The sequence below is a fragment of the Paracoccus sp. TD-10 genome (genome assembly GCF_048270675.1).
Classification (GTDB): domain Bacteria; phylum Pseudomonadota; class Alphaproteobacteria; order Rhodobacterales; family Rhodobacteraceae; genus Paracoccus; species Paracoccus pantotrophus.
Genome location: NZ_CP182419.1, coordinates 580503 through 607012, shown reverse-complemented (window position 1 = coordinate 607012; position 26510 = coordinate 580503). Strand labels below are relative to the sequence as shown.

General features: G+C 69.6%; 27 protein-coding genes. 13 read left to right on the top strand and 14 right to left on the bottom strand.

Going from position 1 to position 26510, the window contains the following annotated elements; translation table 11 throughout:
* Positions 1 to 6 precede the first annotated feature (6 nt).
* The 5 genes from nirD to ACNKFW_RS13990 all read right to left on the bottom strand — a co-directional run bounded on the left by nirD (position 7) and on the right by ACNKFW_RS13990 (position 6030).
* Entirely contained in the window at positions 7 to 342 is a 336-nt protein-coding gene (gene nirD / locus ACNKFW_RS14010) for a nitrite reductase small subunit NirD (protein ID WP_147429099.1), read from the bottom strand.
* Positions 339 to 2771 carry a nitrite reductase large subunit NirB gene (nirB, locus tag ACNKFW_RS14005; RefSeq protein WP_418025474.1) on the bottom strand — a complete coding sequence of 811 codons (2433 nt, stop codon included), beginning with the start codon at positions 2769 to 2771 and terminating at the stop codon, positions 339 to 341. Before nirB ends, nirD begins: the two co-directional genes overlap by 4 nt.
* Before the next feature lie 15 nt (positions 2772 to 2786).
* The gene (locus ACNKFW_RS14000; protein WP_024842499.1) at positions 2787 to 3995 is read right to left on the bottom strand and encodes an MFS transporter; all 1209 of its coding nucleotides are present in this window, start codon (positions 3993 to 3995) and stop codon (positions 2787 to 2789) included.
* A gap of 281 nt (positions 3996 to 4276) precedes the next feature.
* A complete protein-coding gene (locus ACNKFW_RS13995; RefSeq protein WP_024842498.1) occupies positions 4277 to 5449 on the bottom strand; it encodes a CmpA/NrtA family ABC transporter substrate-binding protein in 1173 nt (390 codons plus the stop codon).
* Positions 5440 to 6030 carry an ANTAR domain-containing response regulator gene (locus tag ACNKFW_RS13990; protein WP_024842497.1) on the bottom strand — a complete coding sequence of 197 codons (591 nt, stop codon included), beginning with the start codon at positions 6028 to 6030 and terminating at the stop codon, positions 5440 to 5442. Before ACNKFW_RS13990 ends, ACNKFW_RS13995 begins: the two co-directional genes overlap by 10 nt.
* Positions 6031 to 6246: 216 nt before the next feature.
* Between ACNKFW_RS13990 and ACNKFW_RS13985 the strand changes: the two genes are divergently transcribed.
* The 3 genes from ACNKFW_RS13985 to selA all read left to right on the top strand — a co-directional run bounded on the left by ACNKFW_RS13985 (position 6247) and on the right by selA (position 9626).
* Positions 6247 to 6999 carry an MOSC domain-containing protein gene (locus ACNKFW_RS13985; RefSeq protein ID WP_024842496.1) on the top strand — a complete coding sequence of 251 codons (753 nt, stop codon included), beginning with the start codon at positions 6247 to 6249 and terminating at the stop codon, positions 6997 to 6999.
* Complete coding sequence (pdxY, locus tag ACNKFW_RS13980) at positions 6996 to 7832, top strand: pyridoxal kinase (protein WP_028709832.1); 837 nt, start codon at positions 6996 to 6998, stop codon at positions 7830 to 7832. The genes ACNKFW_RS13985 and pdxY overlap by 4 nt, the downstream gene beginning before the upstream one ends.
* 369 nt (positions 7833 to 8201) lie before the next feature.
* Positions 8202 to 9626: an L-seryl-tRNA(Sec) selenium transferase gene (gene selA / locus ACNKFW_RS13975; protein WP_024842494.1), complete on the top strand. Its 1425-nt coding sequence runs from the start codon at positions 8202 to 8204 to the stop codon at positions 9624 to 9626.
* A 144-nt stretch (positions 9627 to 9770) separates the two neighbouring features.
* Here selA and ACNKFW_RS13970 read toward each other — a convergent pair whose 3' ends face one another.
* The 4 genes from ACNKFW_RS13970 to ACNKFW_RS13955 form a co-directional block, all read right to left on the bottom strand.
* Entirely contained in the window at positions 9771 to 9959 is a 189-nt protein-coding gene (locus ACNKFW_RS13970) for an AbrB family transcriptional regulator (RefSeq protein WP_244314489.1), read from the bottom strand.
* Positions 9960 to 9967: 8 nt separating this feature from the next.
* On the bottom strand, positions 9968 to 10252 hold the full coding sequence (locus ACNKFW_RS13965; protein WP_024842492.1) for a hypothetical protein: 285 nt from the start codon (positions 10250 to 10252) through the stop codon (positions 9968 to 9970).
* A gap of 241 nt (positions 10253 to 10493) precedes the next feature.
* A complete protein-coding gene (locus ACNKFW_RS13960; protein ID WP_147429102.1) occupies positions 10494 to 11048 on the bottom strand; it encodes a helix-turn-helix domain-containing protein in 555 nt (184 codons plus the stop codon).
* Positions 11049 to 11086: 38 nt separating this feature from the next.
* Positions 11087 to 11302 carry a hypothetical protein gene (locus tag ACNKFW_RS13955; RefSeq protein ID WP_418025470.1) on the bottom strand — a complete coding sequence of 72 codons (216 nt, stop codon included), beginning with the start codon at positions 11300 to 11302 and terminating at the stop codon, positions 11087 to 11089.
* Between ACNKFW_RS13955 and ACNKFW_RS13950 the strand changes: the two genes are divergently transcribed.
* Positions 11301 to 13748: a GcvT family protein gene (locus tag ACNKFW_RS13950; RefSeq protein ID WP_418025468.1), complete on the top strand. Its 2448-nt coding sequence runs from the start codon at positions 11301 to 11303 to the stop codon at positions 13746 to 13748. The two genes, ACNKFW_RS13955 and ACNKFW_RS13950, sit on opposite strands and share 2 nt — an antisense overlap.
* A 124-nt stretch (positions 13749 to 13872) precedes the next feature.
* Here the strand turns inward: ACNKFW_RS13950 and ACNKFW_RS13945 are convergent, their stop codons facing one another.
* The 5 genes from ACNKFW_RS13945 to dsbD all read right to left on the bottom strand — a co-directional run bounded on the left by ACNKFW_RS13945 (position 13873) and on the right by dsbD (position 18582).
* Positions 13873 to 14499, bottom strand: a complete 627-nt coding sequence (locus ACNKFW_RS13945; protein WP_028709834.1) for a DsbA family protein — start codon at positions 14497 to 14499, stop codon at positions 13873 to 13875.
* Positions 14500 to 14583: 84 nt separating this feature from the next.
* The gene (locus ACNKFW_RS13940) at positions 14584 to 15228 is read right to left on the bottom strand and encodes a DsbA family protein (protein WP_147429104.1); all 645 of its coding nucleotides are present in this window, start codon (positions 15226 to 15228) and stop codon (positions 14584 to 14586) included.
* Positions 15225 to 15977 (bottom strand): L,D-transpeptidase, encoded by a 753-nt coding sequence (locus ACNKFW_RS13935; RefSeq protein WP_244314488.1) that lies wholly within the window; start codon positions 15975 to 15977, stop codon positions 15225 to 15227. Before ACNKFW_RS13935 ends, ACNKFW_RS13940 begins: the two co-directional genes overlap by 4 nt.
* A 2-nt stretch (positions 15978 to 15979) precedes the next feature.
* Positions 15980 to 16783 (bottom strand): TlpA disulfide reductase family protein, encoded by an 804-nt coding sequence (locus tag ACNKFW_RS13930; RefSeq protein WP_147429106.1) that lies wholly within the window; start codon positions 16781 to 16783, stop codon positions 15980 to 15982.
* Positions 16780 to 18582, bottom strand: a complete 1803-nt coding sequence (gene dsbD, locus ACNKFW_RS13925; RefSeq protein WP_147429107.1) for a protein-disulfide reductase DsbD — start codon at positions 18580 to 18582, stop codon at positions 16780 to 16782. Before dsbD ends, ACNKFW_RS13930 begins: the two co-directional genes overlap by 4 nt.
* A 97-nt stretch (positions 18583 to 18679) precedes the next feature.
* Between dsbD and ACNKFW_RS13920 the strand changes: the two genes are divergently transcribed.
* The 9 genes from ACNKFW_RS13920 to ACNKFW_RS13880 all read left to right on the top strand — a co-directional run bounded on the left by ACNKFW_RS13920 (position 18680) and on the right by ACNKFW_RS13880 (position 26493).
* Complete coding sequence (locus tag ACNKFW_RS13920; protein WP_147429108.1) at positions 18680 to 19360, top strand: response regulator; 681 nt, start codon at positions 18680 to 18682, stop codon at positions 19358 to 19360.
* Positions 19357 to 20721: an ATP-binding protein gene (locus tag ACNKFW_RS13915; RefSeq protein ID WP_333484778.1), complete on the top strand. Its 1365-nt coding sequence runs from the start codon at positions 19357 to 19359 to the stop codon at positions 20719 to 20721. The genes ACNKFW_RS13920 and ACNKFW_RS13915 overlap by 4 nt, the downstream gene beginning before the upstream one ends.
* Positions 20722 to 20966: 245 nt before the next feature.
* A complete protein-coding gene (locus tag ACNKFW_RS13910) occupies positions 20967 to 21551 on the top strand; it encodes a (d)CMP kinase (RefSeq protein WP_024842482.1) in 585 nt (194 codons plus the stop codon).
* A complete protein-coding gene (locus ACNKFW_RS13905; RefSeq protein ID WP_147429110.1) occupies positions 21548 to 22627 on the top strand; it encodes an NAD(P)H-dependent flavin oxidoreductase in 1080 nt (359 codons plus the stop codon). Before ACNKFW_RS13910 ends, ACNKFW_RS13905 begins: the two co-directional genes overlap by 4 nt.
* 162 nt (positions 22628 to 22789) lie before the next feature.
* Positions 22790 to 24469: a 30S ribosomal protein S1 gene (gene rpsA / locus ACNKFW_RS13900; RefSeq protein WP_024842481.1), complete on the top strand. Its 1680-nt coding sequence runs from the start codon at positions 22790 to 22792 to the stop codon at positions 24467 to 24469.
* 197 nt (positions 24470 to 24666) lie between these two features.
* On the top strand, positions 24667 to 24954 hold the full coding sequence (ihfB, locus tag ACNKFW_RS13895) for an integration host factor subunit beta (protein WP_024842480.1): 288 nt from the start codon (positions 24667 to 24669) through the stop codon (positions 24952 to 24954).
* 37 nt (positions 24955 to 24991) lie between these two features.
* Positions 24992 to 25393, top strand: a complete 402-nt coding sequence (locus ACNKFW_RS13890; RefSeq protein ID WP_024842479.1) for a LapA family protein — start codon at positions 24992 to 24994, stop codon at positions 25391 to 25393.
* A gap of 3 nt (positions 25394 to 25396) precedes the next feature.
* The gene (locus ACNKFW_RS13885; protein ID WP_024842478.1) at positions 25397 to 26044 is read left to right on the top strand and encodes a phosphoribosylanthranilate isomerase; all 648 of its coding nucleotides are present in this window, start codon (positions 25397 to 25399) and stop codon (positions 26042 to 26044) included.
* Positions 26041 to 26493 carry a GNAT family N-acetyltransferase gene (locus ACNKFW_RS13880; protein ID WP_147429111.1) on the top strand — a complete coding sequence of 151 codons (453 nt, stop codon included), beginning with the start codon at positions 26041 to 26043 and terminating at the stop codon, positions 26491 to 26493. The genes ACNKFW_RS13885 and ACNKFW_RS13880 overlap by 4 nt, the downstream gene beginning before the upstream one ends.
* Positions 26494 to 26510: the final 17 nt, after the last annotated feature.

Sequence of the window (26510 nt, the reverse complement as noted above, 5' to 3'; positions counted from 1 at the left end):
AACTCCTCAGGCGGCGTTCGAGCGGGAGACGAGTTCGGCGCTGATCAGGACGCGGCCCTGTTCGACGCGGACGGGCCAGGTGCGGACCGCGCCCTCGTCGGCGCCCTGCGCGGCGCCCGAGTTCATGTCGAACACCCAGTTGTGCAGCGGGCAGGTCACGCGATCGCCATGCACGATGCCCTCGGACAGCGGGCCGCCCTTGTGCGGGCAGCGGTCGTCCAGCGCAAAGACCCGGTCGTCCATAGTGCGGAACACCGCGACGCAGCCCTGCGCGGTGCGGATCACCCGCGCGCCCTGGCGGGGGATGTCGTCCAGGGCTCCGATATCGACAAAGACGGTCATTCCGCAGCCTCCAGGGTCAGATCGGCAAGGGGCGCCCATCGGGGCGTCTCGGTGGTGGTGGAATGTTCGGCCCAGGGATCCTTGCGATAGACCGACTGGCTGATCTCGAACCGCTCGACCAGCGCGCGGCGGGTCGGCAGGTCGGCGATCTGTTCCTTGACCCAGTCGAGCCCGACCTTGGCCACCCATTTATAGGGCCGGTCCAGATAGCGCGCGTGCTCGCGGTAAAGCTGGATGAAGGCGGTGATGATCTCGACCGCCTCGTCCTCGCAGGGGGTCGCGGCCAGGGGCTCGGTCTCCTTCACCTCCATCCCGGCGGCCCCGGCGACGCTGATCTGGTAGCCGCTGTCGACGCAGATCACGCCCACATCCTTGCAGGTCGCCTCGGCGCAATTGCGCGGACAGCCCGAGACGCCCAGCTTGACCTTGTGCGGCGTCCAGGAGCCCCAGAGCAGCTTTTCCAGCCGGATGCCGAGGCCCGTGGAATCCTGGGTGCCGAAGCGGCAGAACTCGCTGCCGACGCAGGTCTTCACCGTGCGCAGCCCCTTGGAATAGGCATGGCCCGAGACCAACCCAGCCGCGTTCAGGTCGGCCCAGATATGCGGCAGATTCTGCTTCTTCACGCCCAGCAGGTCGATGCGCTGGCCGCCGGTGACCTTGACCATCGGCACGGCATATTTCTCGGCCGCATCGGCGATGGCGCGCAGTTCCGAGGGCGTGGTGACGCCGCCCCACATGCGCGGCACCACGGAATAGGTGCCGTCCTTCTGGATATTGGCGTGGTTCCTTTCATTCACGAAGCGCGACTGGCGGTCATCCTGATATTCCAGGGGCCATTCCGCCAGCAGGTAATAGTTCAGCGCCGGGCGGCAGGAATGGCAGCCGCCCACGCTCTTCCAGCCCAGTTCCTGCATGACGGCCGGGATCGACTTCAGCCCCATGGACTTGATGAGCCGCCGCACGTCCTCGTGGCTGTGGTCGGTGCATTTGCACATGCCGGCAGGCGCGGGCGCGACGAAGCCGTCGCCCAGCGTCAGCTTCATCACCTGCTCGACCAGCCCGGTGCAGGTGCCGCACGATCCCGACGCCTTGGTGGTTGCGCGCACCGCGTCGAGCGTGGTTGCGCCATTCAGCACCGCATCGGTGATCGTTCCCTTGCAGACGCCGTTGCAGCCGCAGATCTCCGCCTCAGGCGGCAAGGCTGCAACGGCCGCCATAGGGTCCAGCGCGGTCCCCCCCTGGAAGGCCGGGCCGAAGATCAGCGTGTCGCGCATCTCCGACACGTCGGTTTCGTCCTTCATCAGCCCGTAGAACCAGTTGCCGTCGGCGGTGTCGCCATACATGACCACGCCGATGATGCGGTCGTTTTCCAAGACCAGCCGCTTGTAGATGCCGCGGCCGGGGTCGCGAAACACGATGTCCTCGCGCCCCTCGCCTTCGGCGAAATCGCCGGCGCTGAACAGGTCGCAGCCCGTCACCTTCAGCTTGGTCGCGGTCTGCACCGGGCGGAACTCGGCCTCCTCGCCCAGCAGGGTCCGGGCCAGCACCTTGGCCTGGTCGTAAAGCGGCGCGACAAGGCCGAAGACCTGCCCCCGATGCTCGACGCATTCGCCAAGCGCGAAGATATGCGGATCGCTGGTGCGCAGGGCGTCGTCGACGACGATGCCGCGCTCGACCTCCAGATGCGCGTCATTGGCCAGCCGCACCTCGGGGCGGATGCCGACCGCCATGCAGACCAGGTCGGCGGGATGGACGGTGCCGTCCTCCAGCAGCACCGCCTCGGCCCGGCCATGGCCCAGGATCGCCTTGGTCGCGCCCTTGCAATGCACCTTGATGCCGCGGCGCTCCAGGTCGCGCTGCAGCAGATAGCCGGCGGCGGGGTCCAGCTGCCGCTCCATCAGATGGCCCATCAGGTGGACGACGGTGACGCGGGCGCCGCGCGCGGCCATGCCGGCCGCGGCTTCAAGGCCCAGAAGCCCGCCGCCGATCACCACGGCGTCCTTGCCGGCGATACCGGCCTCGATCATCGCATTGGTGTCCTCGAGGTCGCGATAGGTCACCACGCCCGGCAGATCGCTGCCCGGCACCGGGATGATGAAGGGCGCCGAGCCGGTGGCGATGACCAGCGCGTCATAGGGCGCGCCGCCCGAATTGGAATAGACGGCGCGATTGGCGCGGTCGATCCGCACCACCGGCTCGCCGAAGCGGCAATCGACGCCATGCGCGGCATACCAGTCCGCGTCATGGGTGACGATCTGCTCATAGGTCTTTTCGCCCGACAGGACCGGCGAGAGCATCAGCCGGTTGTAATTGCCGCGCGGCTCGGCGTTGAACAGGGTGACATGCCATTCGCCGGGCGCGGCCTCGAACAGCTGCTCCAGCAGGCGGCCCGAGGCCATGCCGGCGCCGATGACGACCAGTTTCTTCATCGCGTGACTCCTTTCTCAGGCGGCTTGCAGGGGCGCGCGGCCCATCTGGCGGATCGAGGCATGCATCCAGAGCGCGCAGAGCCCGACCAGCAGGAACAGCGCCATGAAGCAGCTGGACCACAGCCCGGTCTGGTCGCGCAGCCAGCCGAACAGCAGCGGCAGCGCAAAGCCGCCAAGGCCGCCGATCATGCCGACCAGCCCGCCGACCGCGCCGACATGGCCGGGGTAATAGCTGGGGATGTGCTTGTAGACGGCGGCCTTGCCCAGGCTCATGAAGAAGCCCAGCACGAAGATCACCGCCAAAAAGACCGGCACCGGCACGCCCGAGGGGATCGACAGGATCGCCGTCGCGACCAGCGAGACGAGGAAGGTCGCATACATCACCGCCCGCGCGCCGATGCGGTCGGACAGCACCCCGCCCCAGGCGCGGAAGATCGAGCCGGGGATAGAATAGGCCGCGCCGATCATGCCGGCGGTCCCGACACCGAAGCCGTAGACCTGCGTCAGGTAATGCGGCAGCCACAGCGCCAGCGCCACGAAGCCGCCGAAGCTGAAGAAGTAATAGGCCGAGAAGCGCCAGACCCGGACCTGGCCCAGCGGCGCGAACTCGGCGCGCAAGGGCGCCTTGCGGCTGGCCCCTGCGGCGGTGACGGGGTCGTCCTTGCTGAAGACCCAGAACAGCACGGCGGTCAGCGCCAGCGCACCGGCCCAGATCTGCGCGGTCGCCTGCCAGCCCAGTGCCAGCATGACGAAGGGCGCGGCGAATTTGGTCACGGCGGCGCCGACATTTCCGACCCCGAAGATGCCCAGCGCCGTGCCCTGCCGCCCTTTGTCGTAAAAGCGCGAGACATAGGCCACGCCGACGGCGAAGGATCCGCCGGCCAGCCCGACGCCCAGCGCCGCCAGCAGCATCTGCGGCCAGGTGCTGGCCCAGGACAGCAGGAAGGTCGCGCCGGCGGCGGCCAGCATGGTCAGCGTATAGACGCGCCGCCCGCCCAGCCGGTCGGTCAGCACGCCAAGCGCGATGCGCACCAGCGAGCCGGTCAGGATCGGCAAGCCGATCAGCAGGCCGAACTGCGTCTCGGTCAGGGAAAGCTGCTCGCGGATCTGCAGGCCGATGATCGAGAAGATGGTCCATACCGCGAAGCAGATGGTGAAGGCGAAGGTCGAGAGGCCCAGCGCGCGGCTGGCCTCGGAGGATGGAACGGGGGGAACGGCGGACATGGTGGCTCCGATGCGTTGCTGATGGCGAAGGCTGTCGGAAAGCGCGGCCGAGCGGCGAATACCGCAGCGGATTTACGCTTTCGGGGGAGGATCTCCGCGCCCTTGCGGAAACCCGTGCCGCATCATTGCGAGCGGGCCGATGGCGCGCCGTTGCGCCGGGCCATGAGGCAAGACTGGGTCAGGACGCGGGCCGGATCAAGCCTTGATGCGGCATCGCAGCATCCGCGACAGGCTGCGCCCGAATGCCGGGCAGCCCCATGCCCGGCCTGCCTGCAAAACGCTCAACCGGCGAAAGGGGGCTCGAAGACGGTGCCGTCGAAGAAGGCATCGGCACGCAGAATCATCTGCCCCTTTTCGGCCGCGACCTCGCGGTCCTCAGCCAGCGCGCCCTCCAGCCGGGCCGAGGCGCCGGGCAGCGCCGCCCCCGCCTCGCGCAGGTGCCGGCGGTAAAGATCGGTGCGGAAATGCGCCATCGCCTTTTGCATCGCCGGTCCCGGCTCCAGCCCGTGACGCAGGGCGATGCGCTGCGCGAACAGTGCAGCCAGGCTTTTCCAAGGGAAATTCGCCGCCCCGGCATGGAAGGCGACGAAGCCCGGCACATGGCGGATCTCGCCCGAAGGCGTGACCTGCATCCGCCCGGTCAGCCCGCGCTCGGCCAGTTCGGCCGGCAGATCCAGATATTCGCGCCGCGACAGGATCTCGGCGGCGGTGTCGCGGTTCTCGGGCTCGTCGAGCCAGCGCCCGGCGCGCCAGACCGCCCGCATCAGCGCGCCCGTCAGCTGCGGCTCGGCTTCGGAAAAGTTGCGGCGCAGCACCAGCCCCTTTTCCGGCGGCGAGGCCCAGATCGCCGTGCCGGGCAAGAGCAGCGCGGCAAGGCCGCGGTCCAAGGCACTCGACGCCCAGGGCTCGCCGACGCAGAAGGCATCGACCTCGCCCGCGGCCATGGATTCGGCCATCAGCGGCGGCGGCACGGTGACGACCTCCAAGGCCGGGCGGAAATCGCAGGCACCGAGCCAGTGCCGGATCAGTTCCAGCTGGGTCGAGAAATGAAAGGGCACGCCCACCCGCAGCCGGCCGGGGGCGGCGCCATGCAGGGCATGGGCGGCCTTGCGGGCGTCGCGGAAGTCGAAATCATGGCCCTGGTCGCGCATCCTGGCGGCCAGCGCGGCGCTGACCGCGACCGCCTGCCCGCCCTGGGACAGGAACATCACCAGGTCCAGGTCCGGCAGCGCCGGCCCCAACCCCAGCGCCTGCGCCACCGGCATCGGCACCAGCATATGCGCCGCCTCGATCAGCCCGGCGCCCAGCATGTCGCGGGCCTGCGCCCAGGCACCCAGGCGCAGCAGCCGGAACTCCAAGCCCTCCTCGGCGGCAAAGCCCAGCTCGCGCGCCACGATCAGCGGTGCGGCGTCGATCAGCGGCACATAGCCCAGGCGCAGGGGCGTCAGCGGCATGAGAGCAACCCCGCGGCCAGGACCAGCTGCTGCGCGATCTCGGCCACGCGCTTGCCCTGGTCCATCGCCGTCTTGCGCAAGAGCGCATAGGCGGCCTCCTCGTCGATGCCGCGCGCCTTCATCAGCACCGCCTTGGCACGGTCGATCACCTTGCGCTCCTCCAGCGCCGCGCGGGTGGCGGCCAGTTCGGCGCGCATGCGCTGGACCATGTGAAAGCGCGCGACGGCCGCGTCCAGCACCGGCTTGATGCGCTCCGGCCGCAGCCCATCCACGACATAGGCCGAGATCCCGGCCTCGACCGCCGCCCGGGTCAGGTGCTCGTCCGAGCGGTCCACGAACATCGCCACCGGCCGCTCGGTCGGGCCCGAGGCCACCGCCAGTTCCTCCAGCACGTCGCGCGAGGGGTTGGCCAGGTCGATCAGCACGATGTCGGGCCGGCATTCGGCGATATGGCGCGCCAGCCCGGTCTCCTCGGAAATGATGCGGATGTCATGGTCGCCGATTTCGCGCAGCCCGTCCACGATCGGGGCGGCGCGCTCGGGGTCGGGTTCGATGACGACGATGGAAAGGCGCTTGTCCATCTGCTTCCTGCCTGTGCCGCCCTTGCAGTTGCCACCGAAACAGCGCGCCCGCAACGCATCGCCCCCTCGCCGCACCGTCCCGCACCGGATCTGCACGCCGGCGGGCAGGTTTCGGGCGACGCTGCCCAAGGGACGGGCAGGAAAGATGCGACGCCGGCTCCCTTGAGCCTGCCGGGGGTTTGGCTAATCTGGCGGCGATGCGAACGGAGGGCAACCATGCCGGAAATCATCCTGTTGACGGGCAAGGCCGCCCCCTTGTCCGGAAGCGAGCAGAAAAGCGGCATCGACAAGCGCCCGGTGGACCGGCCGCTGGCGCTTGGCCCCGAGGGATTCGAAGGCGACGAGCAGGCCGACCGCCGCGTGCATGGCGGGCCGGAAAAGGCCGTGCATCACTATCCGTTCGATCATTATGCAGCCTGGCGCGAGGAGCTTGGACGGCCGCGCCTGGCCGAAGCACCGGGGGTTTCACACCCCCGGCCCCCCGTGGGGTATTTGAGGAACGAAGAAATCAGGGGACTTCTGGAAACGCCCGGCGCCTTTGGCGAGAATATCTCGACCGAGGGGCCGACCGAGGCGGAGGTGGCGGTGGGCGACATCTTCCGGCTGGGCGGGGCACTGGTGCAGGTCTCGCAGGGGCGGCAGCCCTGCTGGAAGCTGAACCGGCGCTTCGGCATCGAGGACATGGCGCGGCGCGTGCAGCAAAGCGGCCGCACCGGCTGGTATTACCGCGTGCTGGAGCCGGGGATCGTGGCGTCCGGCGACCGGCTGGAACTGATCGACCGGGTAGCGCCCGACTGGACGCTGCGCCGGCTGTGGCATGCGCTTTACGTGGACCGGCTGAACCTGGGCGAGCTGCAGGGCATCGCCGCGCTCGACGTGCTGGCCGAGGGCTGGCGGCGCTACGCCATCCGCCGGCTGGAGAGCGGACGGGTCGAGGACTGGTCCAGGCGGCTGGAGGGCAGCGCATGAGCCGGCCGCTGGCGATCTCGATCCAGAGCCAGGTGGTCATGGGCCATGTCGGCAATTCCGCCGCGGTCTTTCCGATGCTGGCCGCCGGGCTGGAGGTGGCGCCGATCCCGACGGTGATCTTTTCCAACACGCCGGACTACCCGAGCCTGCGCGGCCGGGCGCTGCCGGGCGATTTCTTCGCCGAGCTGCTGCAGGGCGCCTGGGACCGCGGGTTGCCCCAGCGCGCGGATTTCCTGCTGACCGGCTATATCGGCTCGGCCGAGGTGGCGCGGCTGACCGCCGATTTCGTCGCCCGCGCCAAGGCGGCGAACCCGCACCTGCGCTATTACTGCGACCCGGTGCTGGGCGACGAGCAGCCGGGGCTCTATGTGCCCAGGGAGATCGCCGACACCTTCCGCGACCGGCTGCTGCCCCTGGCCGACATCGCCTCGCCCAACCCGTTCGAGGTCGCCTGGCTGACCGGCCAGCCCATCGCGGAACTGGCCGACATCCACCGCGCCGCCCGCGCCCTGCGCATGGCGCCCGAGGCGCAGCTGATCGTCACCGGCTGCAAGCTGCGCGAGACGGCGCCGGGCATGCTGGAAAGCGTGATCCACGGCCCCGAAGGCCTGTCGCGCCACCCCACGCCGCATCTGCCGCTGGCCATGGCAGGAACCGGAGACCTGTTCGCCGGCCTCATCACCGCCGCCCTGGGAAGCGGGCGCAGCCTGGCGCAGGCGGTCGAATATGCGCAGGTCCAGACCTCGCGGGCGCTGGAGCGCGCGGCGGCGCTGGGAGCGAAGGAGGTGGTGCTCTCGGACCCCGATTTCCGCAAGGCCCTGCTGGAGCCCTGAGAAAGGCGGGGCCGGGCCTTGCGGCGCCCGCACCACCCGAGAAGCGGCCGCTCGGCGCCGGTGGCATGGCTTCGAATGCCTGTGCCGGCGAGATCCGCGAGAAGGGCTTCGCGCCGCCTGCGAAACTGATGGCCGGCCGCGCCGGGGCCGGCGCCATGGCGAACCCCTCGGCCCCGCCCGAGGGCGCGCGTCCGGGCAGGCCGATGGCGCGCGATGCGGGCGGCTCGTCCTCCGGCTCGGCCGCTTGCCGTTCCCGGTTCACAACGCCCAGGCGGCGGCGCAGGCCAGAAAAATCCCCAAGACCCTGTCGCATCGCATCGGGATCGCACATCATGAATCCAGCAACCCCGGCACCCAAAGGACCGACAGATGCCATCCGCGCTTTCCCGCCTGCCCCCCGTCCATGAGATTCTGCAATCGGCCCAGGGACAGTCCTGCATCGACGCACATGGCCATGCCGCAAGCCTGGCCTGCATCCGTGAATTGCTGGACGAATACCGCCAGCGGCTGCTGGACGGCACCGCGGATATCGAAAGCCGCGAAAGCGCCGCCGGGCAGATTGCCGGGGCCGCGCTGGAAAGGCTCGACCAGCGCCACGCGCCGGCGATGAAGCGCGTGCTCAACATGACCGGCACGGTGCTGCACACCAATCTCGGCCGTGCGCTCTATGCCCCGCGGGCGGTCGAGGCCGCCATGCGCGCCATGACCGGGCCGCTGGCGCTGGAATACGACCTCGACGCCGGCCGGCGCGGCCAGCGCGACGACGCGGTGCAGGCGCTGGTCGCCGAGATCACCGGCGCCGAGGCCGCCTGCATCGTCAACAACAACGCCTCGGCCATCCTCTTGGTGTTGGCGGCGCTGGCGGCGGGGCGCGAAACCATCGTTTCGCGCGGCGAGCTGATCGAGATCGGCGGCTCGTTCCGCATGCCGCAGATCATGGAAAGCGCCGGCACCCGCCTGCGCGAGGTCGGCACCACCAACCGCACCCATCTGCGCGACTACGAAGGCGCCATCGGCCCGGATACGGCGCTGCTGCTGAAAGTGCATCCCTCGAACTACCAGGTGCTGGGCTTTACGCATGAGACGCGCTGCCCGGAGCTGCTGCCGCTGGCGCGCAGGCATGGGTTGCCGCTGGTCGACGACCTGGGCTCGGGCACGCTGGTCGACCTGTCGCGCTGGGGCCTGCCGCATGAGCGCAGCGCGCAGGACGCGCTGGCCGAGGGCGTGGACCTGGTGACGTTTTCCGGCGACAAGCTGCTCGGGGGGCCGCAGGCGGGCTTCATCGCCGGGCGCCGCGATCTGGTGGAACGGTGCGCGAAACATCCGCTGAAACGCGCCCTGCGGCTCGACAAGGTGCGGCTGGCGGCGCTGGAGGCGACGCTGGCGCTTTACCGCGACCCCGACCGGCTGGCCGAGACCCTGCCCACGCTGCGCCACCTGGCCCGGCGGCCCAACGGGATGCGGGCCATGGCCCAGGCAATCCTGCCCGCGCTGGCCGCCGCCCTGCCGGCGGACCATGCGCCGGAAATCGCGGCCTCGCAGGCGCAGATCGGCTCGGGCGCGCTGCCGCTGCAGACGCTGCCGAGCCTTGCCTTGCGCATTCCGGCGCCGGGGGCCAGCGCCGAGCGGATCGCCCGGGCGCTGCGCCACCTGCCGCTGCCGGTGATCGGGCGGATCGCCGAGGGCGCGGTCTGGCTGGACCTGCGCTGCCTCGACGATCCGCAGCCGCTGGTCGAGCAACTGCCCGGCCTTGCCGCGCTGCTGGCCGAACGAACCGCCAGGGAACTGCCCTGACGGAGCGCCATTCCAGCCGCCCCATGCGCCGGCCAGATCGGGACGGAGCGCATCCCCATGACCCGGCGGCCGTGGCTGGCCAGCCCGGTTTCGCGCGCCGAAACGGGGCCATGGCGCGGACAACCAGCGGGTTGCCGGCGGGGATCACATCCTGCCGCGGCCCTGGCGCTGGCGGTGCCGCATGTGCGCCACTCCGGTGGCGATCAGCGGACCGACGATCACCACGGCGAACCGGCGTAGGGTCTGCAAGCTCATGGCAAAGGCGATATCGGCACCCGTTCCGATCGCAAGGATGGCGATCGAGTCGATGCTGCCCGGCACGGCGGCCAGCATGCCACCCATCAGCCCGATGCCGGCGATCCAAGACAGGGCAGCCCGGACCAGCCGCAAAGCAGGATCGGCAGCAGGCCCGCACCGATCACCCCCGGATCGGTGCCGGACAGGATCATTCGCACGGGCTCCGCCTGCGCCGGGCCGATGCCCATGATGCCACCGTTCGACTTGGTGATATGGGCGGGAACGGCGGCTGACCAGGCAGGAGCCGCTGGGCCGGTCAGCCAGGGCACCGAGGCGGGGCTGCGCCGCGCCGCAGGCAGCCCCTCGACCACCTGCGGGCCCGGCCGCATCGCCCGCGCGCATCGCGCGAACGCGTTCGTCCCGGACGAAAGGCTTGACGCCTGCTGCCGGGCCTGCCGGGCCTGCCGGCGGAAATAGCCGCCTTTGCATGGCGTTCCAATGGCCGGACGGCTGCAGGCCGCATCGGCGCCCGGCTGCTGGCCGCGGGCCGGGGATCCGCTTGGCCCGATGGGACCGGCGCGACCGTCACGGGCGCCGCGCGATCCGCCAGGGCCGGGTCGGCCCCCGCGGCTAGTAGATCGGCGGCGAGACGATCCAGATGGCGATGGCCGGTTCGTCGCCGTCATTGCGCCAGGCATAATCGGTCTCGCGGAACTGGAAGCTGTCGCCGGGCTCCAGCCGGATCTCGCGGTCGCCGACGATCAGGGTCAGGCGGCCCGAGATCAGGACGCCGCCGTCCTCCTTCGGCCGCGCCTTGCGCCGCCCGCCGCTGGAGGAACGCGGCGCGAAGGTGGACTTGATCATCTCGAACGAGCCGCTGAGCGTCGGCGACAGCAACTCCTCGACGAGGCCGCTTTCCTGCGAGCCGATGGGTGTCCGGTCCGCCGCGCGCAGGACCAGACCGCGTTCCTCGGGCGCCCGGCTGGAGGACCGGAAGAAGAAGCTGATGTTCACCCCCAGCCGGTCCGCGATCTGCCCCAGGTCGTGGACCGACGGCGCGGTCTGCCCGCGCTCGACCTGGCTCAGCCAGCCGACCGAGCGCCCGACATCGCCCGCAAGCTCATGCAGCGTCATGCCCCGCGACTTGCGCAGCGACCGGATGTCTTCGCCAACGTGATGGCCCATCGGCTCTCCTTCTGATGGTGCCTGGCAGGGTGCAGCAATCATTGTGAAATTTCAACAGGCCAGCGGCTCATATATGAAATTTTATACCAGTAATCATTATTATTGAAATTATTGATTGAAATTTCATTCTTGCCATGGATAGTTTCGGCATGTCGGCAGAATGGAAACGCCCGGTCGCCTCTTGCCCGCCAAAGGATCGCAGGGCATCGGCCCTGCGCGCAGCCCACCCAGTTCAACAGCGGATAACCCATCATGGTCGCACTCCCCCGCCAAGCCCGCGCCGTCATCATCGGCGGCGGCATTTCCGGCTGTTCCGTCGCCTATCACCTGGCGAAGCTCGGCTGGACCGACATCGTGCTGCTGGAACGCAAGCAGCTGACATCCGGCACCACATGGCACGCGGCGGGGCTGATCGGCCAGCTGCGCGCCAGCCAGAACATGACGCGGCTGGCGAAATATTCCGCCGATCTCTACGCCAGGCTGGAGGCGGAAACCGGGCTGGCAACCGGCCTGCGGCAATGCGGCTCGATCACCGTCGCCCTGACCGGGGAACGGCGCGAGGAGATCCTGCGCCAGGCGGCGCTGGCCCGCGCCTTCGGCGTGGACGTGAACAAGCTTTCCCCGCGCGAGGTGCTGGAGCTTTACCCGCATCTGGAGATCTCCGACCTGGTCGCCGGGGTGCACCTGCCGCTGGACGGCCAGGCCGATCCGGGCAATATCGCGCTGGCGCTGGCCAAGGGCGCGCGGATGCGCGGCGCAAAGATCATCGAGCAGGTCAAGGTCACGCGCGTCGTCACCAAGGGTGGCCGCGTGACCGGCGTCGATTGGGAAGCCGGCGGAGAGCGCGGCCATATCGCCACCGAAAACGTGGTGAATTGCGGCGGCATGTGGGGCCGCGATCTCGCGGCCGCGAGCGGCGTCACCCTGCCGCTGCATGCCTGCGAGCATTTCTACATCGTCACCGAGAATATCCCCGAACTGGCCCGGCTGCCGGTGCTGCGCGTCCCCGACGAATGCGCCTATTACAAGGAGGACGCGGGCAAGATCCTGCTTGGCGCCTTCGAGCCCAGGGCCAAGCCCTGGGGCATGGCGGGCATCCCCGAGGATTTCTGCTTCGACCAGCTGCCCGAGGATTTCGACCATTTCGAGCCGGTCCTTGAAAGGGCGGTGGCGCGGATGCCGCTGCTGGGCCAGGCGGGGATCCACACCTTCTTCAACGGACCGGAAAGCTTCACCCCCGACGACCGCTATTACCTGGGCGAGGCGCCTGAGCTTGCCGGCTACTGGGTCGCGGCGGGCTACAATTCCATCGGCATCGTCTCCTCCGGCGGGGCCGGCATGGCGCTGGCGCAATGGATGGAAGACGGCGAGCCGCCCTTCGACCTGTGGGAGGTGGACATCCGCCGCGCCCAGCCCTTCCAGCGCAATCGCTGCTATCTGAGGGAACGGGTCAGCGAAACGCTGGGCCTGCTCTATGCCGACCATTTCCCCTATCGCCAGATGGCGACCTCGCGCGGCATCCGCCGCTCGCCGCTGCACGAGCATCTGAAGGCGCGCGGCGCGGTCTTCGGCGAGGCCGCGGGTTGGGAACGCGCCAACTGGTTCGCCAATGACGGGCAAGAGCGCGAATACCGTTACAGCTGGAAGCGCCAGAACTGGTTCGACAACCAGCGCGCCGAGCATCTGGCGCTGCGCGAGGGCGTGGGCCTCTTGGACATGACCAGCTTCGGCAAGATCCGGGTCGAGGGGCGCGATGCGGCTTCCTTCCTGCAGCGGCTCTGCGCGAATGACATGGACGTGGCGGCGGGGCGGATCGTCTATACGCAGATGCTGAACACCCGCGGCGGCATTGAATGCGACCTGACGGTGACGCGGCTGTCGGAAACCGCCTTCCTGTTGGTCGTGCCCGGTGCAACCTTGCAGCGCGACCTGGCCTGGCTGCGCCGGCATCTGGGCGAGCAATGGGTGACGATCACCGACATCACCGCCGCCGAAGCCGTGCTGCCGCTGATGGGTCCGCGCTCGCGGGAACTGCTGTCGCTGGTCTCGCCCGACGACCTGTCGAACGAGGCGCATCCTTTCGGTGTCGCGCGCGAGATCGAGATCGGCATGGGCCTGGCCCGCGCCCATCGCGTCACCTATGTCGGCGAGCTCGGCTGGGAGCTTTACGTCCCGACCGACCAGGCCGCCCATGTCTTCGAGACCCTGGCCGAGGCGGGAGAGCAGGTGGGGCTGAAGCTATGCGGGCTGCACGCCATGGACAGCTGCCGCATCGAAAAGGCCTATCGCCATTTCGGCCATGACATCACCGACGAGGATCATGTGCTGGAGGCGGGCCTGGGCTTTGCGGTCAAGACCGGCAAGGGCGATTTCATCGGCCGCGAGGCGGTGCTGAAGAAGCGCGAGACCGGGCTGGAGCGCCGCCTGCTCCAGTTCCGGCTGAAGGATCCCGAGCCGCTGCTGTTCCACAACGAGCCGATCCTGCGCGACGGCAGGATCGTGGGCCATCTGACCTCGGGCAATTACGGCCACGCCCTCGGCGCCGCGGTCGGGCTGGGTTACGTCCCCTGCCGGACCGACGAGACCGCGGCCGAGATCCTGGCATCGGACTATGCCATCGACGTGGCCGGCCGCATCGTGCCCGCCGGGCCCAGCCTCGTCCCCCTCTACGATCCCAAGTCGACAAGGGTGCGCGGCTGAGCGGGGACCGGTCGGGGGGCAGCCCGCCATCACGACAACGGGCCTGCGGCTGAACCTGCCGCGCCGCGTCTCGGGGTCCGGCACCATGCAGGCGACGGCCTGCCGGCAGCCGTTGTCCCCTTGCTCAACCCATCGTCTCTCGCGCACGCCGGACCAGGCCGCGCAGATCCTCGAGGCTGTATTCGCCGAACGCGCCCTCGTCGCCCGCGATGAAGCTGGGGGTGCCCATCAACCCCATATGCTCGGCCAGCATGTGGCTCATGGAAATGTGGCGCTCGACCGGCTCGGCGGCCATGTCGCGCTCCAGCCGGGCGATGTCCAGGCCGATGTCGCGGGCGGCGCGCATCGTGGCGGCCTCGGTCACCCGGCCCTTGGTGCGGAACAGCGTGGTGTGGAACTGCCAGTATTTGCCCTGTTGCAGCGAGGCCAGCGAGGCCCGCGCCGCGAAATCCGAATCCTCGCCGAAGACCGGCCATTCCCGGAACACCACCCGCAGGTTCTTGTCCGAGGTGATCAGCCGGTGCATCGGCTCGACCATCTTGCGGCAGAACGGGCAGTTATAGTCGAAGAACTCGGTCAGGGTGATGTCGCCCCGCGGGTTGCCCAGGACCGGGGCCGTGGGATCGCGTTCCAGCGATTGGCGCAAGTCGTCGGGCATGGGGTTGTCGCGTTCCTGCGCTTGGGCGGTTTGGCCCAGGATCGGCAGCGACAGCAGGCTGGCCCCCGCAAGGACAAGGCTTCGACGGTGCATGATCTCTCCTTCAGGTATCGAGGCCCGACGGCGGCGCCGCAAGGCGATGTCGGCGGGATTCCCGCCCTTTCTAGACCATCTCGCTCAGGACATCTGCCGCGCTGCGGCGATGGCGCTGCGCAGGCGGGTCTCGTCCAGCGCGCCGGGATAGATCCTGGCGCCGATGATGAAGGCCGGCGTGCCGCGCAGGCCCAGTTCCGCGGCCTGCGCCGCGTTGCGCGACAGTAGCCCGTCCCACTTGTCGCGTTCGGCGCGATAGGCGGCCAGCGCCGCCCCGGTGTCGATGCCGCCATCCCCCAGCACCTGCCGGATCTGGTCCTCGGAAAGCCTGGCCTCGGTCACCATCAGCGCCGCATGGGCCTGCGCATAGCGGCCCATCGACGCCGCCCCGAGAACCAGCTGGCTGGCCAGGACCGAGGGCGCGCCGAAGATCGGCCAGTCCTTCATCACCAGCCGGATATCGCCGTCCTTTCCGACCATATCGGTCAGCATGGCATGGCCCATCTTGCAATAGGGGCATTGGTAGTCGAAATATTCGACGATGGTCAGCGCCCCCTCGGGATTGCCCAGGGCGGGATTGTCGGGATCGTGCAGCACGTCGTCGATACCGGCTCCGGCCGTATCGCTTGCCGTATTCCCGCCCCTGCCCAGCAGGACCGTTCCGCCCAGGATGCCTGCCAGCCCTGCCCCCGCGGTGCCGGCAAGGATGTCGCGTCGGGTGATGCTCATGTCGTTCCTCCTGTCTGCTCGCGGCCGGCAGCCAGCGCATCCTGCGGCGCAGGCAAAGGCTGGCCGGACGGCATGGTGCCCTTGCCGGATTCGGCGCGGGTCAGCACGATCACCTTCGTCATGCTGCCGGTCTGTTCGGCCAGGCGGATGATGTCCTGGTCGAACAGCCGGATGCAGCCCGCCGAGGTCGCCTGCCCGATCGAGGCCGGGTCCATGGTGCCGTGGATGCGGCAATAGGAGTCGCCCCGGCCATTGTGCAGATAAAGCGCGCGGGCGCCCATCGGGTTGCCGATGCCGCCCTCCAGGCCCTTTTCCACCGGACCATAAAGCTCCGGTTGGGTCGCGATCATGTTGTCGGCGGGCTTCCAGCTTGGCCAGTCGCGCTGATAGGGGATAAGCGCCTCGCCGGTGAAGCCGTGGCCGGCCGCATCCACGGCGACGGCATAGCGCATCGCCTTGCTGCCGGGCCGGACCTGATAAAGGGTGCGGGCATGGGGATCGACGATGATCGTGCCGGGCTTCTCGTCGCTCCAGTAATCCACCAGTTTCCGGGCCATGTCCTCGGTGAGCAGTCGCGGCGAGACGGCGGGGATTTGATGGCCATTATCCTCGACAGCGCCATACATGGCCGCCACTTCGGGGCGGATGGCGGGCGGCGGCGGATCGGCGGGGGCCGCGGGTCCGGTCGAGGCGCAGGCCGCCGGTGCCGGCAGCGTTGCGCCCGCCAATGCGGTTCGTATCGGGCTCATGGTCATTCTCCTGTCGCTTGCGCGATCATCCGGGCCAGGGCGGCGCGCGAAATCTCGCCCGTCTGCGCCGCGACCAGCCGGCCCTTGGCGTCGAAGACCAGCGTCGAGGGCAGGCCGATCGCACCAAGCGCCCCCATCAGCCGGCCATGCGGATCGCGGATCATGCCTTCGCGGGGCAGCTTTTCGTCTCGCAGGAAGGCCATGATCCGGGCCGCTTCCTCGCCCTGGTTGGCAAAGACGAACTCGACGCCGGGCGTATTCGCGGCCAGGTCGGTCATCATCGGCATCTCGCGCCGGCAGGGCGGGCACCAGGTCGCCCAGAGGTTCAGCACCACGGGCCAGCCGCGCCCGCCCAGTTGCACCCCGCGTCCGTCCAGCGCGATCAGTTGCAGGTCCGGCAGGATGACCGAGGGGCGCGGCGGCAGCGCGGCGATGACGGCCTGATGCCCGGCCAGCGCCACCGCGCCGCCCAGGACCAGCGGCAGGGCTGCCCCCCGCGCCCGGCGCAGCAGCGCCAGCAACAGGACGGCGATGCCCCCGGCCCAGCCGGCAGCGGGCAGGAAACCGCCCTGCCAGAGCTTCAGCGCGTCCAGCGGATGGGGGGTGAAGGCAGACCAGTTGGCGATGACGAAGCCCGTGCGCGCGCCAAGGGTCCAGGCCAGCACGGCAATGCCGGCCCATCGGCCCGCGTCGCCTTTTTGCAGCCGCGCCGCGATCTCGACCACCAGGAAGAACAGCAGCAGCGCCACGACCGCCGCGAAACGCGCGCCGTCGAAGACCAGCGGGCCGATCGAGATCGCCGTCACGGCACCACCTTCGCGATCGAGGCCAGCAGCGCGGCGCTGTCCATCTCGCCGACCAGCCGGCTGCCTGGCGCCTCGGCGCGGGCCGCATCCAGAAAGACCATCGTCGGCGGCCCGGCGGCGGCCAGATCCTGCATCAGCGCCTGCGCCTCGGTGTTGAAGGCGCTGACATCGACCTTGATCCCCGCCAGGCCCGCGAGCGCGGCGTGGACGGCAGGGTCGGCCAGGGGCCCGCGTTCGATGGCGCGGCAGGTCACGCACCAGTCGGCGGTGACATAGACCAGTGCCGGCCGGCCGTCGGCCGAGGCCAGGGCCTGTTCCAGTTCGGCCCGCGTGGCGACCTCGGCAAATTGCGTCTCGGTCGGCGCCGGCACCGCGCGACCCGCAAGCGGCGCCAGCGGCCGCAGCGGATCATCCGCCCCCAGCGCCGCCCCGAATCCTTGCATCAGCCCTGCGAACAGCAGCAGGATGCCAAGCGCCGCCCCAAGCCGGCGGCCTCGCGTCGCGTCACCTTCCGGCCGGTCCAGCGCGCCCAGGAACACCGCCGTCCCGACCAGCAGCGCCGCCCAGAGCGCCAGCGTGACCGGCCCCGGCAGCACGCGCCCCGCCAGCCAGATCGCGAAGCCCAGGAAGATCACCCCGAAGGCGCGCTTGGCACCCTGCGTCCAGCCGCCGCTGCGAGGCAGGATGCGCGGGCCGAAAAGCCCGATGGCCAGCAGCGGCAGCCCCTGCCCCAGCCCCAATGCAAACAGCGCCGCGGCCCCCAGCATCACCTCGCCGGTCTGCGCGGTGTAGAGCAGCGCCCCGGCCAGCGGCGCGGTCACGCAAGGCCCGACGATCAGCGCCGAGGTGACGCCGAGCACCAGCGCGCCGCCGACCGAACCGCGCCGGCCGCCGACACGCCCAAGCCGGGTTTGCAGCGCCTGCGGCATTTGCAGTTCGTAGAAGCCGAACATCGACAGCGCCAGCGCCACGAAAAGCACCGCGGCGACCGCGATGGCGGCGGGCGATTGCAGCACCATTTGCAGATTCGCCCCCGACCATGCCGCCGCTACGCCCAGCAGCCCGAAGGCCGACGCCATCGCCAGCACATAGGCGCTGGCCAGCAAAAGCCCGCGCCGCGCGGTCAGCCTCTCGCCCTGCCCGGCCAGCATGCCCGCGACGATGGGGAACATCGGAAACACGCAGGGCGTGAAGGCCAGCAGCAGCCCGAAGCCGAGGAAACCGGCAATCACCAGCGCCCCGCCCCCGCGCGCGGCCAGACCCTGCACCAGCCCCTGGTCCTGGGCCAAGGTCAGTCCGGCACCGGAAACCGCCGCGGGATCTGCGGGCTGCGGGCTCCAGCCCGAGCCGCCGGCGGAGCCTTCCTGCTTGGGAGCATCCGCCAGCAACGTGCCATCGCCATCCAGCCTTACGCTTTGCGGCGCATAGCAGATGCCGTCCTGCTGGCAGCCCTGCCAGTGCAGGGTGACGGGGCGACCGGCGTTCTCCAGCCGTGCCGCGACCTCGCCGCGATAGATCTGGCCTTCGCCGAAATAGGGATCCTCGTAGCTCTCGCCCTCGGGCAGGGACAACGGCCGGCTCTGCCCGTCGGCTTCCGCCGCGAAGGTGCTGCGATAGAGATAATATCCTTCGGCGATGCGCCAGTTCAGCACCAGCGCGCCGTCCTCGTCCCGGCTGACGGTCAGGGCGAAAGCGTCCTGCGGTTGCAGGGGCGGCTCATGGGTCTGGGCAGAGGCCCAGGTCACCACAAGGGCCGCGATCAGCAGCGACAGCAGCGCCGCGATAGGGGCAGGGAACAATCTCGTCATCATGGGGACTGGCTAAAGACGCCACCTTAAGCCCAGCTTAAGGTCCGTCGACGATAACGTGATCATCAGGAACTACGGGGAAACGCGCATGCGCCTGCTGATTGTCGAGGACGATCCGGTCCTGTCCGACGGCCTCGGCGTCGGATTAGGCCTGTCGGGGTTCACGGCCGATAGCGTCGGCACCCTGGCCGATGCCCGCGCCGCGCTGGAAGGCGGCGGCTTCGTGGGCATGGTCCTGGACATCATGCTGCCCGACGGTTCGGGCCTGGACCTGCTGGCGGAACTGCGCAGCAGGGGATCGCGAATCCCGGTCCTTCTGCTGACCGCACGCGATCAGGTGCGCGACAGGGTGTGCGGTCTCGATGCCGGCGCCGACGATTACCTGGGCAAGCCCTTCGACCTTGCGGAACTTGCCGCCCGGCTGCGCGCCATGCTGCGCCGCCAGGAAGGCCGGGCCTCGGCCGTGATCGCGTGGAATGGCCTGGAACTCGACCCGGCGACCATGCGCGGCAGGCGGAACGGCGACGATATTCCGTTCTCGCGCCGGGAATTCGCCATCCTCCAGGCCTTGATCGAACATCCCGGCGCCATCCTGGCCAAGCCCGTCCTGGAAGAGCGGCTCTATGGCTGGCAGGGAGAGGTCGAGAGCAACACGGTCGAGGTCCATATCCACAAGCTCCGCGCGAAGCTTGGCGCGACCTTCATCGAGACGGTGCGCGGCGCCGGCTACCGGCTGGGGAAACCCGCCGAGAACGGGAGAAAGGGATGACCTCGATCCGCAAGCGGCTGTTCATCATCCTGCTGGCCGCGACCGGCGTCATCTGGCTGTCCGCCTTGGCCTGGATCCAGCACTCGACCCGCACCGAGGTCGGCCATGTGCTGGACCGGCGGCTGCAGGAATCGGCGCAGATGGTGGCCTCGCTGATCCGCCGCAACGGCGGCATGCCCGGACCGGATGCGGCGATGCTGGTCGACAAGGCGCCGGCCCTGTCCGACATGGGCCGGCACGACTACGCCCGCCAGCTGATCTGCCAGGTCTGGGGCTTCGACGGCCAGTTGAAAAGCGAATCCGACGGCGCGCCCTCGGGCCAGCTGGCCGAGCAGGAAGGCTTCAGCGAGCGCGAGGTCGATGGCGAGGTCTGGCGCGTCTATACCCATATCGATGCGGAGCTGGGCATCCGCGTCATGGTCGGCGATGCGCGTTCCATGCGCGACCGGCTGGTGCATGGCGTGGTGATGGGGCTTCTGACCCCGGCGATGCTGATCCTGCCGCTGCTGGCGGCGCTGATCTGGCTCTCGGTGCGCGGCGGGCTGGCGCCGCTGGACCGGCTGGCGCGGACGCTGGCCCACCGCCCGGCCACCGATCTCGGTCCCCTGCCAGAGAACGGCGCGCCTTCGGAACTGCGCCCCATGATCGAGGCGCTGAACGGCCTCTTCCACCGCGTCGAAGGCTTGCGTGAGCGCGAGCGCAGCTTTACCGCCTTCGCCGCGCATGAGCTGAAGACGCCGCTGGCCGGACTGAAGACCCAGGCGCAGGTCGCGACGCTGGCCCCCGATGCCGCGACGCGCGAGCGGGCGCTGGCGCAGATCGCGCGGGGCGTGGACCGCACCGACCGCATGGTGCGCCAGCTTCTGGACATGACTGCGGCCGAAAACGCCATCGACGCGGCGCAGACCCCCGCGCAGGACGGTGCGCGCATCCTTGCCGAGGTGGCCGACGAACTCGCCGGGCTGGCGCAGGTGCGCGGCGTCGCGCTGCACCTGGAAACGGGCGCGGCCGAATGGCGCAGCCCGCAGGCCGCCCTGCTGGCACCGGCGCTGCGCAACCTGTTGGAAAACGCGATCCTCGCCTCGCCTTCGGGCGCCGGCGTCGAGGCCCGGCTGACCCGCGACCAGGAAACAGTCCGCTTCAGCGTGCTGGACCGCGGTCCCGGCATCAGTGAGGCCGACCGCCCCCATGTCACCGAGCGGTTCTATCGCGGTTCGGCCAGCCCCTCGGGCAGCGGCAGCGGGCTGGGCCTTTCCATCGTCGCGGCCGCCGTCGAGGCGATGGGCGGAGAGCTGCGCCTCGCCGCCCGCGAAGGCGGGGGCGAGCGGGCCGAACTGGTCCTGCCTGCCGCGCGGCCTTGACCGCCGGCGCCGGCCGCCGGCGCTTTCCGGCCCCGGATATTGACAAAGGCGCAGGCAGCAGGCAACGCATGGCAAGGCCGGGTGCAACCGGCACCATGATCCAGTCGCGGACGGGCAGCCGTCCGGCGGATGTCCCTGGCGGCCCTTGCAAGGTTGCGGCCCGGATCTGAAACCGGGCCGGCCGGCATTTGGCCGGGCACGGGCGATGCCGGGACCGCCCTCCCCCCAAAAAAGTCCGAGGCCCCATGCCCTTCACCATCGCCATCGACGGACCCGCCGCATCGGGCAAGGGAACCATCGCCCGCGCGCTTGCCGGGCATTTCGGCTTTGCCCATCTCGACACCGGGCTGCTTTACCGCGCCGTGGGCGCCAAGGGCGGCGACCCCGTCGCCGCGGCGCGCGCGCTTGCCCCCGCGGATCTGGCCCGCCCCGACCTGCGCAGCGCCGAGGCCGGGCAGGCCGCCAGCCGCGTCGCCGCCATCCCCGAGGTGCGCGCCGCGCTGGTCGAGTTCCAGCGCCGCTTCGCCCGCACCGAGCCAGGCGCGGTGCTGGACGGGCGCGACATCGGCACGGTGATCTGCCCCGAGGCCGAACTGAAGCTCTATGTCACCGCCAGCGACGAGATCCGCGCCCGCCGCCGGGCGCTGGAACTGGGCGCCGACGAGGCGCGGATCCTGGCCGAATTGCGCGAGCGCGACGCCCGCGACGCCGCCCGCGCCGTGGCGCCGATGCGCCCGGCCGATGACGCGCTGCTGCTGGATACCAGCGCAATGACCATCGACGAGGCCGTGGCCCGCGCCATCGCCTGCGCCAGGGAGGCCGGCGCATGAGCCCGCGTTTCCAGCTGACCGACCTGGGCGTGCCGGTGATCCAGGCGCCGATGGCCGGCACCGCGACGCCGCATCTTGCCGCCGAGGTCAGCCTGGCGGGGGGCCTCGGCTCGCTGGGGCTGGGCGCCGCCGATGCCGCGCAGGCCGCCGCGATGATGGCCGAGACGCGCGCGCGGCTGGGCTCGGACCGCTATGGCGTCAACCTGTTCTGCCACCGCCCCGCCCAGGCCGATCCCGCGCGGGAAATGGCCTGGCTCGACTATCTCGCGCCCGAGTTCCGCCGCGCCGGGGCCGAGCCTCCGACCGGCATCGCAGAGGTCTATCGCAGCTTTGTCGCCGATGACGAGATGCTGCGCGCGGTGCTTGCGGCGCGCCCGGCGCTGGTCAGCTTTCATTTCGGCCTGCCTTCGGCCGAGCGCATCGCCGCCCTGCGCGACATGGGCGCGACCCTGGCCGCCACCGCGACCTCGCGGGCCGAGGCGCTGGCGATCCGCGACGCGGGGCTCGACCTGATCGTGGCCCAGGGCCACGAGGCCGGCGGCCACCGCGGCATCTTCGACCCCGACGGCCCCGACGAATGCCTGCCGACCGCGGCGCTGCTGGCCGAACTGCTGGACCTGGGCCTGCCGGTGATCGCGGCCGGGGGCATCATGGACGGCGCCGATGCGGCGCGCCACCTTGTCGCCGGGGCGGCGGCGGTGCAGATGGGCACCGCCTTCGTCGCCTGCCCGGAATCGGCCGCCAGCGAGGCCTATCGCAGCCGGCTGGCCGGCGCGCAGCCCGGCGACACGGTGATGACCCGCGCCATCTCGGGCCGTCCGGCGCGCGGGCTTGCCAACCGGCTGACCGCGCTTGGCGCGGCACCCGAGGCCCCGCCGCTGCCGGATTACCCCATCACCTATGACGCGGCCAAGCGGCTGCATGCGGCGGCGGGCGGCTCGGACTACGCGGCGCAATGGGCGGGAACCCAGGCGCCGCGCGCGCGCGCCATGCCCGCCGCGGATCTGCTGGAACTGCTCGGGCGCGAGATTTGCGCGCATCTGCCGGGCCTCGGCGCTTGCCAGGACGGCCGATGAGCGTTATATCCCGCCCGTCAAGGTAAGCGATGGGGCCAGAACAGGCCGCTTCAACAGGGTCGGGCGCATGCCGCGACCCTTTGCGCTTATCCCGGCATCTACAAAAAGACCGGCGGAGCCAACCGCATGGCCAGCAATGATCGAAAAGGAAACTGGATCTATATGTGCGCTAAAGCGACCATGGAGGAATTCGAGGCCCTCCTGAACGAAAGCCTCGCCATCGACACGCCCGAAGAGGGCTCGGTCGTCAAGGGCAAGGTCATCGCCATCGAGGCGGGCCAGGCCATCATCGACGTCGGCTACAAGATGGAAGGCCGCGTCGATCTGAAAGAATTTGCCAATCCCGGCGAAGCCCCCGCCATCGCGGTCGGCGATGAGGTCGAGGTCTATCTGGACCGCGTCGAGAACGCCCGCGGCGAAGCCTCGATCTCGCGCGAGAAGGCCCGCCGCGAAGAGGCATGGGACCGCCTGGAGAAAGCCTATGCCGCGGAAGAGCGCGTCGAAGGCGCCATCTTCGGCCGCGTCAAGGGCGGCTTCACCGTCGACCTGGGCGGCGCCGTGGCCTTCCTGCCCGGTTCGCAGGTCGATGTGCGCCCGGTGCGCGACGCCGGCCCGCTGATGGGCCTGAAACAGCCCTTCCAGATCCTGAAGATGGATCGCCGCCGCGGCAATATCGTCGTGTCGCGCCGCGCCATCCTGGAAGAGAGCCGCGCCGAGCAGCGCGCCGAGGTCATCGCCAACCTGTCGGAAGGCCAGACCGTCGAGGGCGTGGTCAAGAACATCACCGAATACGGCGCCTTCGTCGATCTGGGCGGTGTTGACGGGTTGCTGCACGTCACCGACATGGCCTGGCGCCGCGTCAACCACCCGTCCGAGATCCTGTCGATCGGCGAGACCGTCAAGGTCCAGGTCGTCAAGATCAACAAGGACACCCACCGCATCAGCCTGGGCATGAAGCAGCTTCAGGCCGACCCGTGGGATACCGTGGCCGACAAGTTCCCGATCGGCTCGGTCCATACCGGCCGCGTGACCAACATCACCGATTACGGCGCCTTCGTGGAGCTGGAAGCCGGCGTCGAGGGCCTGGTCCACGTCTCGGAAATGAGCTGGACCAAGAAGAACGTCCATCCCGGCAAGATCGTCTCGACCTCGCAGGAAGTCGACGTCATGGTGCTGGAGATCGACGAAGCCAAGCGCCGCGTTTCGCTGGGTCTCAAGCAGACCATGCGCAACCCGTGGGAAGTCTTTGCCGAGACCCATCCCGTCGGCACCGTCATCGAGGGCGAGGTCAAGAACATCACCGAATTCGGTCTGTTCGTCGGCCTGGAAGGCGATATCGACGGCATGGTCCACCTGTCGGACATCAGCTGGGATACCCGCGGCGAGGAAGCCATCCAGGACTTCCGCAAGGGCGACGTGGTGAAAGCCGTGGTCCAGGAAGTCGACATCGAGAAGGAGCGCATCTCGCTCTCGATCAAGGCGCTTGAAAACGACGCGATGGCCGAGGCCGTCGAGGGCGTCAAGCGCGGCTCGGTCATCACCGTCACCGTGACGGCGATCGAGGATGGCGGCATCGAGGTCGAATACAACGGCATGAAGTCCTTCATCCGTCGTTCGGACCTGGCCCGCGACCGTCAGGACCAGCGCCCCGAGCGCTTCCAGGTCGGCGATCATGTCGATGTCCGCGTCACCAACATCGACACCAAGACCCGCCGCCTGGGCCTGTCGATCAAGGCGCGCGAGATCGCCGAAGAGAAGGAAGCGGTCGAACAGTATGGCAGCTCGGATTCGGGCGCCTCGCTGGGCGACATCCTGGGCGCCGCGCTCAAGGGCCGCAGCTGAGCCAACCATAGGCTGAACTTTGCGCCCCCGGCCCGTCCGGGGGCGCTTTTCATTGCGGATCGCCGCCGATTGAACCATAAAGTCTTGAAAAGCACGGCAACCAAACCGCGCACCATGCGTTCTGTCGTTGAATGCCGCGCCGCCAGCCCTATGATCGGGCGACAGGAATTGTTGGAACACCAGATTCAGGAACCGCAATGATCCGATCCGAACTGATCCAGAAAATCTCCGAGGAAAACCCGCATCTGTTCCAGCGCGATGTCGAGCGGATCGTGAACACCGTGTTCGAGGAGATCATCGACGCCATGGCACGGGGCGACCGGGTCGAGTTGCGCGGCTTCGGCGCCTTCTCGGTGAAGAAACGCGACGCGCGCCAGGGCCGCAACCCGCGCACCGGCGAAACCGTCAGCGTGGACGAAAAGCATGTGCCCTTCTTCAAGACCGGCAAGCTGCTGCGCGAACGGTTGAACGGCCTCGCCGAATAGGCCAGATTGCCGGCGTCAATCTTTGCGGGGTTCAGCGATGCGCACGATCCGGGTCTTCTTCCTTGTCATTCTGGCCATCGTGCTGATGCTGCTGGCGGCAGCGAATCGCCAGCCCGTCACCGTCAGCCTGGTGCCCGAGGCCTTGGCGCAATTCGCCGGCGGGCGCTGGTCGCTGACCATGCCGGCCTTCGTGGCGCTCTTCCTGGCCATGGTCTTCGGCGTGCTGGTCGGGCTGGTCTGGGAATGGCTGCGCGAATCGCATCTGCGCGCCGAATCCAGCCGCCGCGCGCATGACCTGGCGCAGTTGCAGCGCGAGGTCGGCGACCTGCGCCGCACCCATGCCGCGCCGCGCGACGAGGTGCTGGCGATCCTGGACGATCCCGCCCGCAAGCCGGCCGCGCCGGCAGGTTCCGGCTCGACCCTGCCGGCACCGCGCTGAACCATGGCCGTCTCCGTCAAGATCTGCGGCCTGACCGAGGCCGCCGGCCTTGCCGCGGCCGTCGAGGCCGGGGCGCGCTATGTCGGCTTCGTCTTCTTCCCCAAGTCCCCGCGCCATCTGGCCCCCGAAACGGCGGCTGAGCTTGCCGCGCAAGTGCCGCTGGGCGTGGCCAAGGTCGGGCTGTTCGTGGACCCTGACGACGCGGCGCTGGACGCGGTGCTCGCCCGCGTGCCCCTGGACCTGATCCAGTTGCACGGCACCGAGACGCCGGCCCGCGTGACCGAGATCAAGGCACGCAGCGGCCTGCCGGTGATGAAGGCGGTGGGCGTGGCCGATCCGCAGGATCTCGATCAGCTCTGGGACTACGGCCTGGTGGCCGACATGCTGCTGATCGACGCCAAGCCGCCCAAGGACGCGCCCCTGCCTGGCGGCAACGGCCTGGCCTTCGACTGGCGGCTGCTGGCCGGGCGGCAGATCCTCAAGCCCTGGCTGCTGGCCGGCGGCCTGACGCCCGAAAACGTGGCCGAGGCGATCCGCCTGACCCGCGCGCCGGGCGTCGATGTCTCCTCCGGCGTCGAAAGCGCGCCGGGCCTCAAGGATCCCGAGCGCATCCGCCGCTTCATCGCCCGCGCCACGGCGCCGATCCTGTGACCGCCGCCGTCGCCTTCCGCGAGGCGCGGCGCGACGAGGTTCCCGCCATCCTTGCGCTCCTGCGCGACGACATGCTGGGCCAGACGCGCGAGGGCGACGACCTCGCCCCCTATCTCGCCGCCTGGGATGCCATGCAGGCCGAGGCCGCGAACCGGCTGATCGTCGGCGTGCTCGACGGGCAGGTGGTCGCCTGCTACCAGATCACCTTCATCTCCGGCCTGTCGCTCCAGGCCGCCCGCCGCGCCCAGATCGAGGGCGTGCGCGTCCGCCCCGACCTGCGCGGCCGGGGCGTCGGCGCGGCGCTGATCGGCGATGCCGAGACCCGCGCCCGCGCCGCCGGCTGCCGGCTCTTGCAATTCACCACCAACCGCAGCCGCAGCGACGCGCATCGCTTCTACGACAGGCTCGGCTTTACCCCCTCCCATATCGGATATAAGAAAACCCTCTGACGGGCTTTCACCGTTTC

What these genes read in the sequence shown, in the direction of transcription:
- selA (WP_024842494.1), top strand. Translation starts at nt 8,202, where the DNA reads ATGCCATCCGCGCTTTCCCGCCTGCCCCCCGTCCATGAGATTCTGCAA.
- ACNKFW_RS13960 (WP_147429102.1), bottom strand. Translation starts at nt 11,048, where the DNA reads ATGGGCCATCACGTTGGCGAAGACATCCGGTCGCTGCGCAAGTCGCGG.
- rpsA (WP_024842481.1), top strand. Translation starts at nt 22,790, where the DNA reads ATGTGCGCTAAAGCGACCATGGAGGAATTCGAGGCCCTCCTGAACGAA.
- ACNKFW_RS13990 (WP_024842497.1), bottom strand. Translation starts at nt 6,030, where the DNA reads ATGGACAAGCGCCTTTCCATCGTCGTCATCGAACCCGACCCCGAGCGC.
- ACNKFW_RS13910 (WP_024842482.1), top strand. Translation starts at nt 20,967, where the DNA reads ATGCCCTTCACCATCGCCATCGACGGACCCGCCGCATCGGGCAAGGGA.
- ACNKFW_RS13915 (WP_333484778.1), top strand. Translation starts at nt 19,357, where the DNA reads ATGACCTCGATCCGCAAGCGGCTGTTCATCATCCTGCTGGCCGCGACC.
- ACNKFW_RS13885 (WP_024842478.1), top strand. Translation starts at nt 25,397, where the DNA reads ATGGCCGTCTCCGTCAAGATCTGCGGCCTGACCGAGGCCGCCGGCCTT.
- ACNKFW_RS13955 (WP_418025470.1), bottom strand. Translation starts at nt 11,302, where the DNA reads ATGATGGGTTATCCGCTGTTGAACTGGGTGGGCTGCGCGCAGGGCCGA.
- ACNKFW_RS13970 (WP_244314489.1), bottom strand. Translation starts at nt 9,959, where the DNA reads ATGCTGGCCGCCGTGCCGGGCAGCATCGACTCGATCGCCATCCTTGCG.
- ACNKFW_RS13985 (WP_024842496.1), top strand. Translation starts at nt 6,247, where the DNA reads ATGCCGGAAATCATCCTGTTGACGGGCAAGGCCGCCCCCTTGTCCGGA.
- ihfB (WP_024842480.1), top strand. Translation starts at nt 24,667, where the DNA reads ATGATCCGATCCGAACTGATCCAGAAAATCTCCGAGGAAAACCCGCAT.
- nirD (WP_147429099.1), bottom strand. Translation starts at nt 342, where the DNA reads ATGACCGTCTTTGTCGATATCGGAGCCCTGGACGACATCCCCCGCCAG.
- ACNKFW_RS13920 (WP_147429108.1), top strand. Translation starts at nt 18,680, where the DNA reads ATGCGCCTGCTGATTGTCGAGGACGATCCGGTCCTGTCCGACGGCCTC.
- ACNKFW_RS14000 (WP_024842499.1), bottom strand. Translation starts at nt 3,995, where the DNA reads ATGTCCGCCGTTCCCCCCGTTCCATCCTCCGAGGCCAGCCGCGCGCTG.
- ACNKFW_RS13950 (WP_418025468.1), top strand. Translation starts at nt 11,301, where the DNA reads ATGGTCGCACTCCCCCGCCAAGCCCGCGCCGTCATCATCGGCGGCGGC.
- ACNKFW_RS13940 (WP_147429104.1), bottom strand. Translation starts at nt 15,228, where the DNA reads ATGAGCATCACCCGACGCGACATCCTTGCCGGCACCGCGGGGGCAGGG.
- ACNKFW_RS13945 (WP_028709834.1), bottom strand. Translation starts at nt 14,499, where the DNA reads ATGCACCGTCGAAGCCTTGTCCTTGCGGGGGCCAGCCTGCTGTCGCTG.
- ACNKFW_RS13965 (WP_024842492.1), bottom strand. Translation starts at nt 10,252, where the DNA reads ATGCGGCCGGGCCCGCAGGTGGTCGAGGGGCTGCCTGCGGCGCGGCGC.
- ACNKFW_RS13890 (WP_024842479.1), top strand. Translation starts at nt 24,992, where the DNA reads ATGCGCACGATCCGGGTCTTCTTCCTTGTCATTCTGGCCATCGTGCTG.
- ACNKFW_RS13935 (WP_244314488.1), bottom strand. Translation starts at nt 15,977, where the DNA reads ATGAGCCCGATACGAACCGCATTGGCGGGCGCAACGCTGCCGGCACCG.
- nirB (WP_418025474.1), bottom strand. Translation starts at nt 2,771, where the DNA reads ATGAAGAAACTGGTCGTCATCGGCGCCGGCATGGCCTCGGGCCGCCTG.
- ACNKFW_RS13905 (WP_147429110.1), top strand. Translation starts at nt 21,548, where the DNA reads ATGAGCCCGCGTTTCCAGCTGACCGACCTGGGCGTGCCGGTGATCCAG.
- ACNKFW_RS13995 (WP_024842498.1), bottom strand. Translation starts at nt 5,449, where the DNA reads ATGCCGCTGACGCCCCTGCGCCTGGGCTATGTGCCGCTGATCGACGCC.
- pdxY (WP_028709832.1), top strand. Translation starts at nt 6,996, where the DNA reads ATGAGCCGGCCGCTGGCGATCTCGATCCAGAGCCAGGTGGTCATGGGC.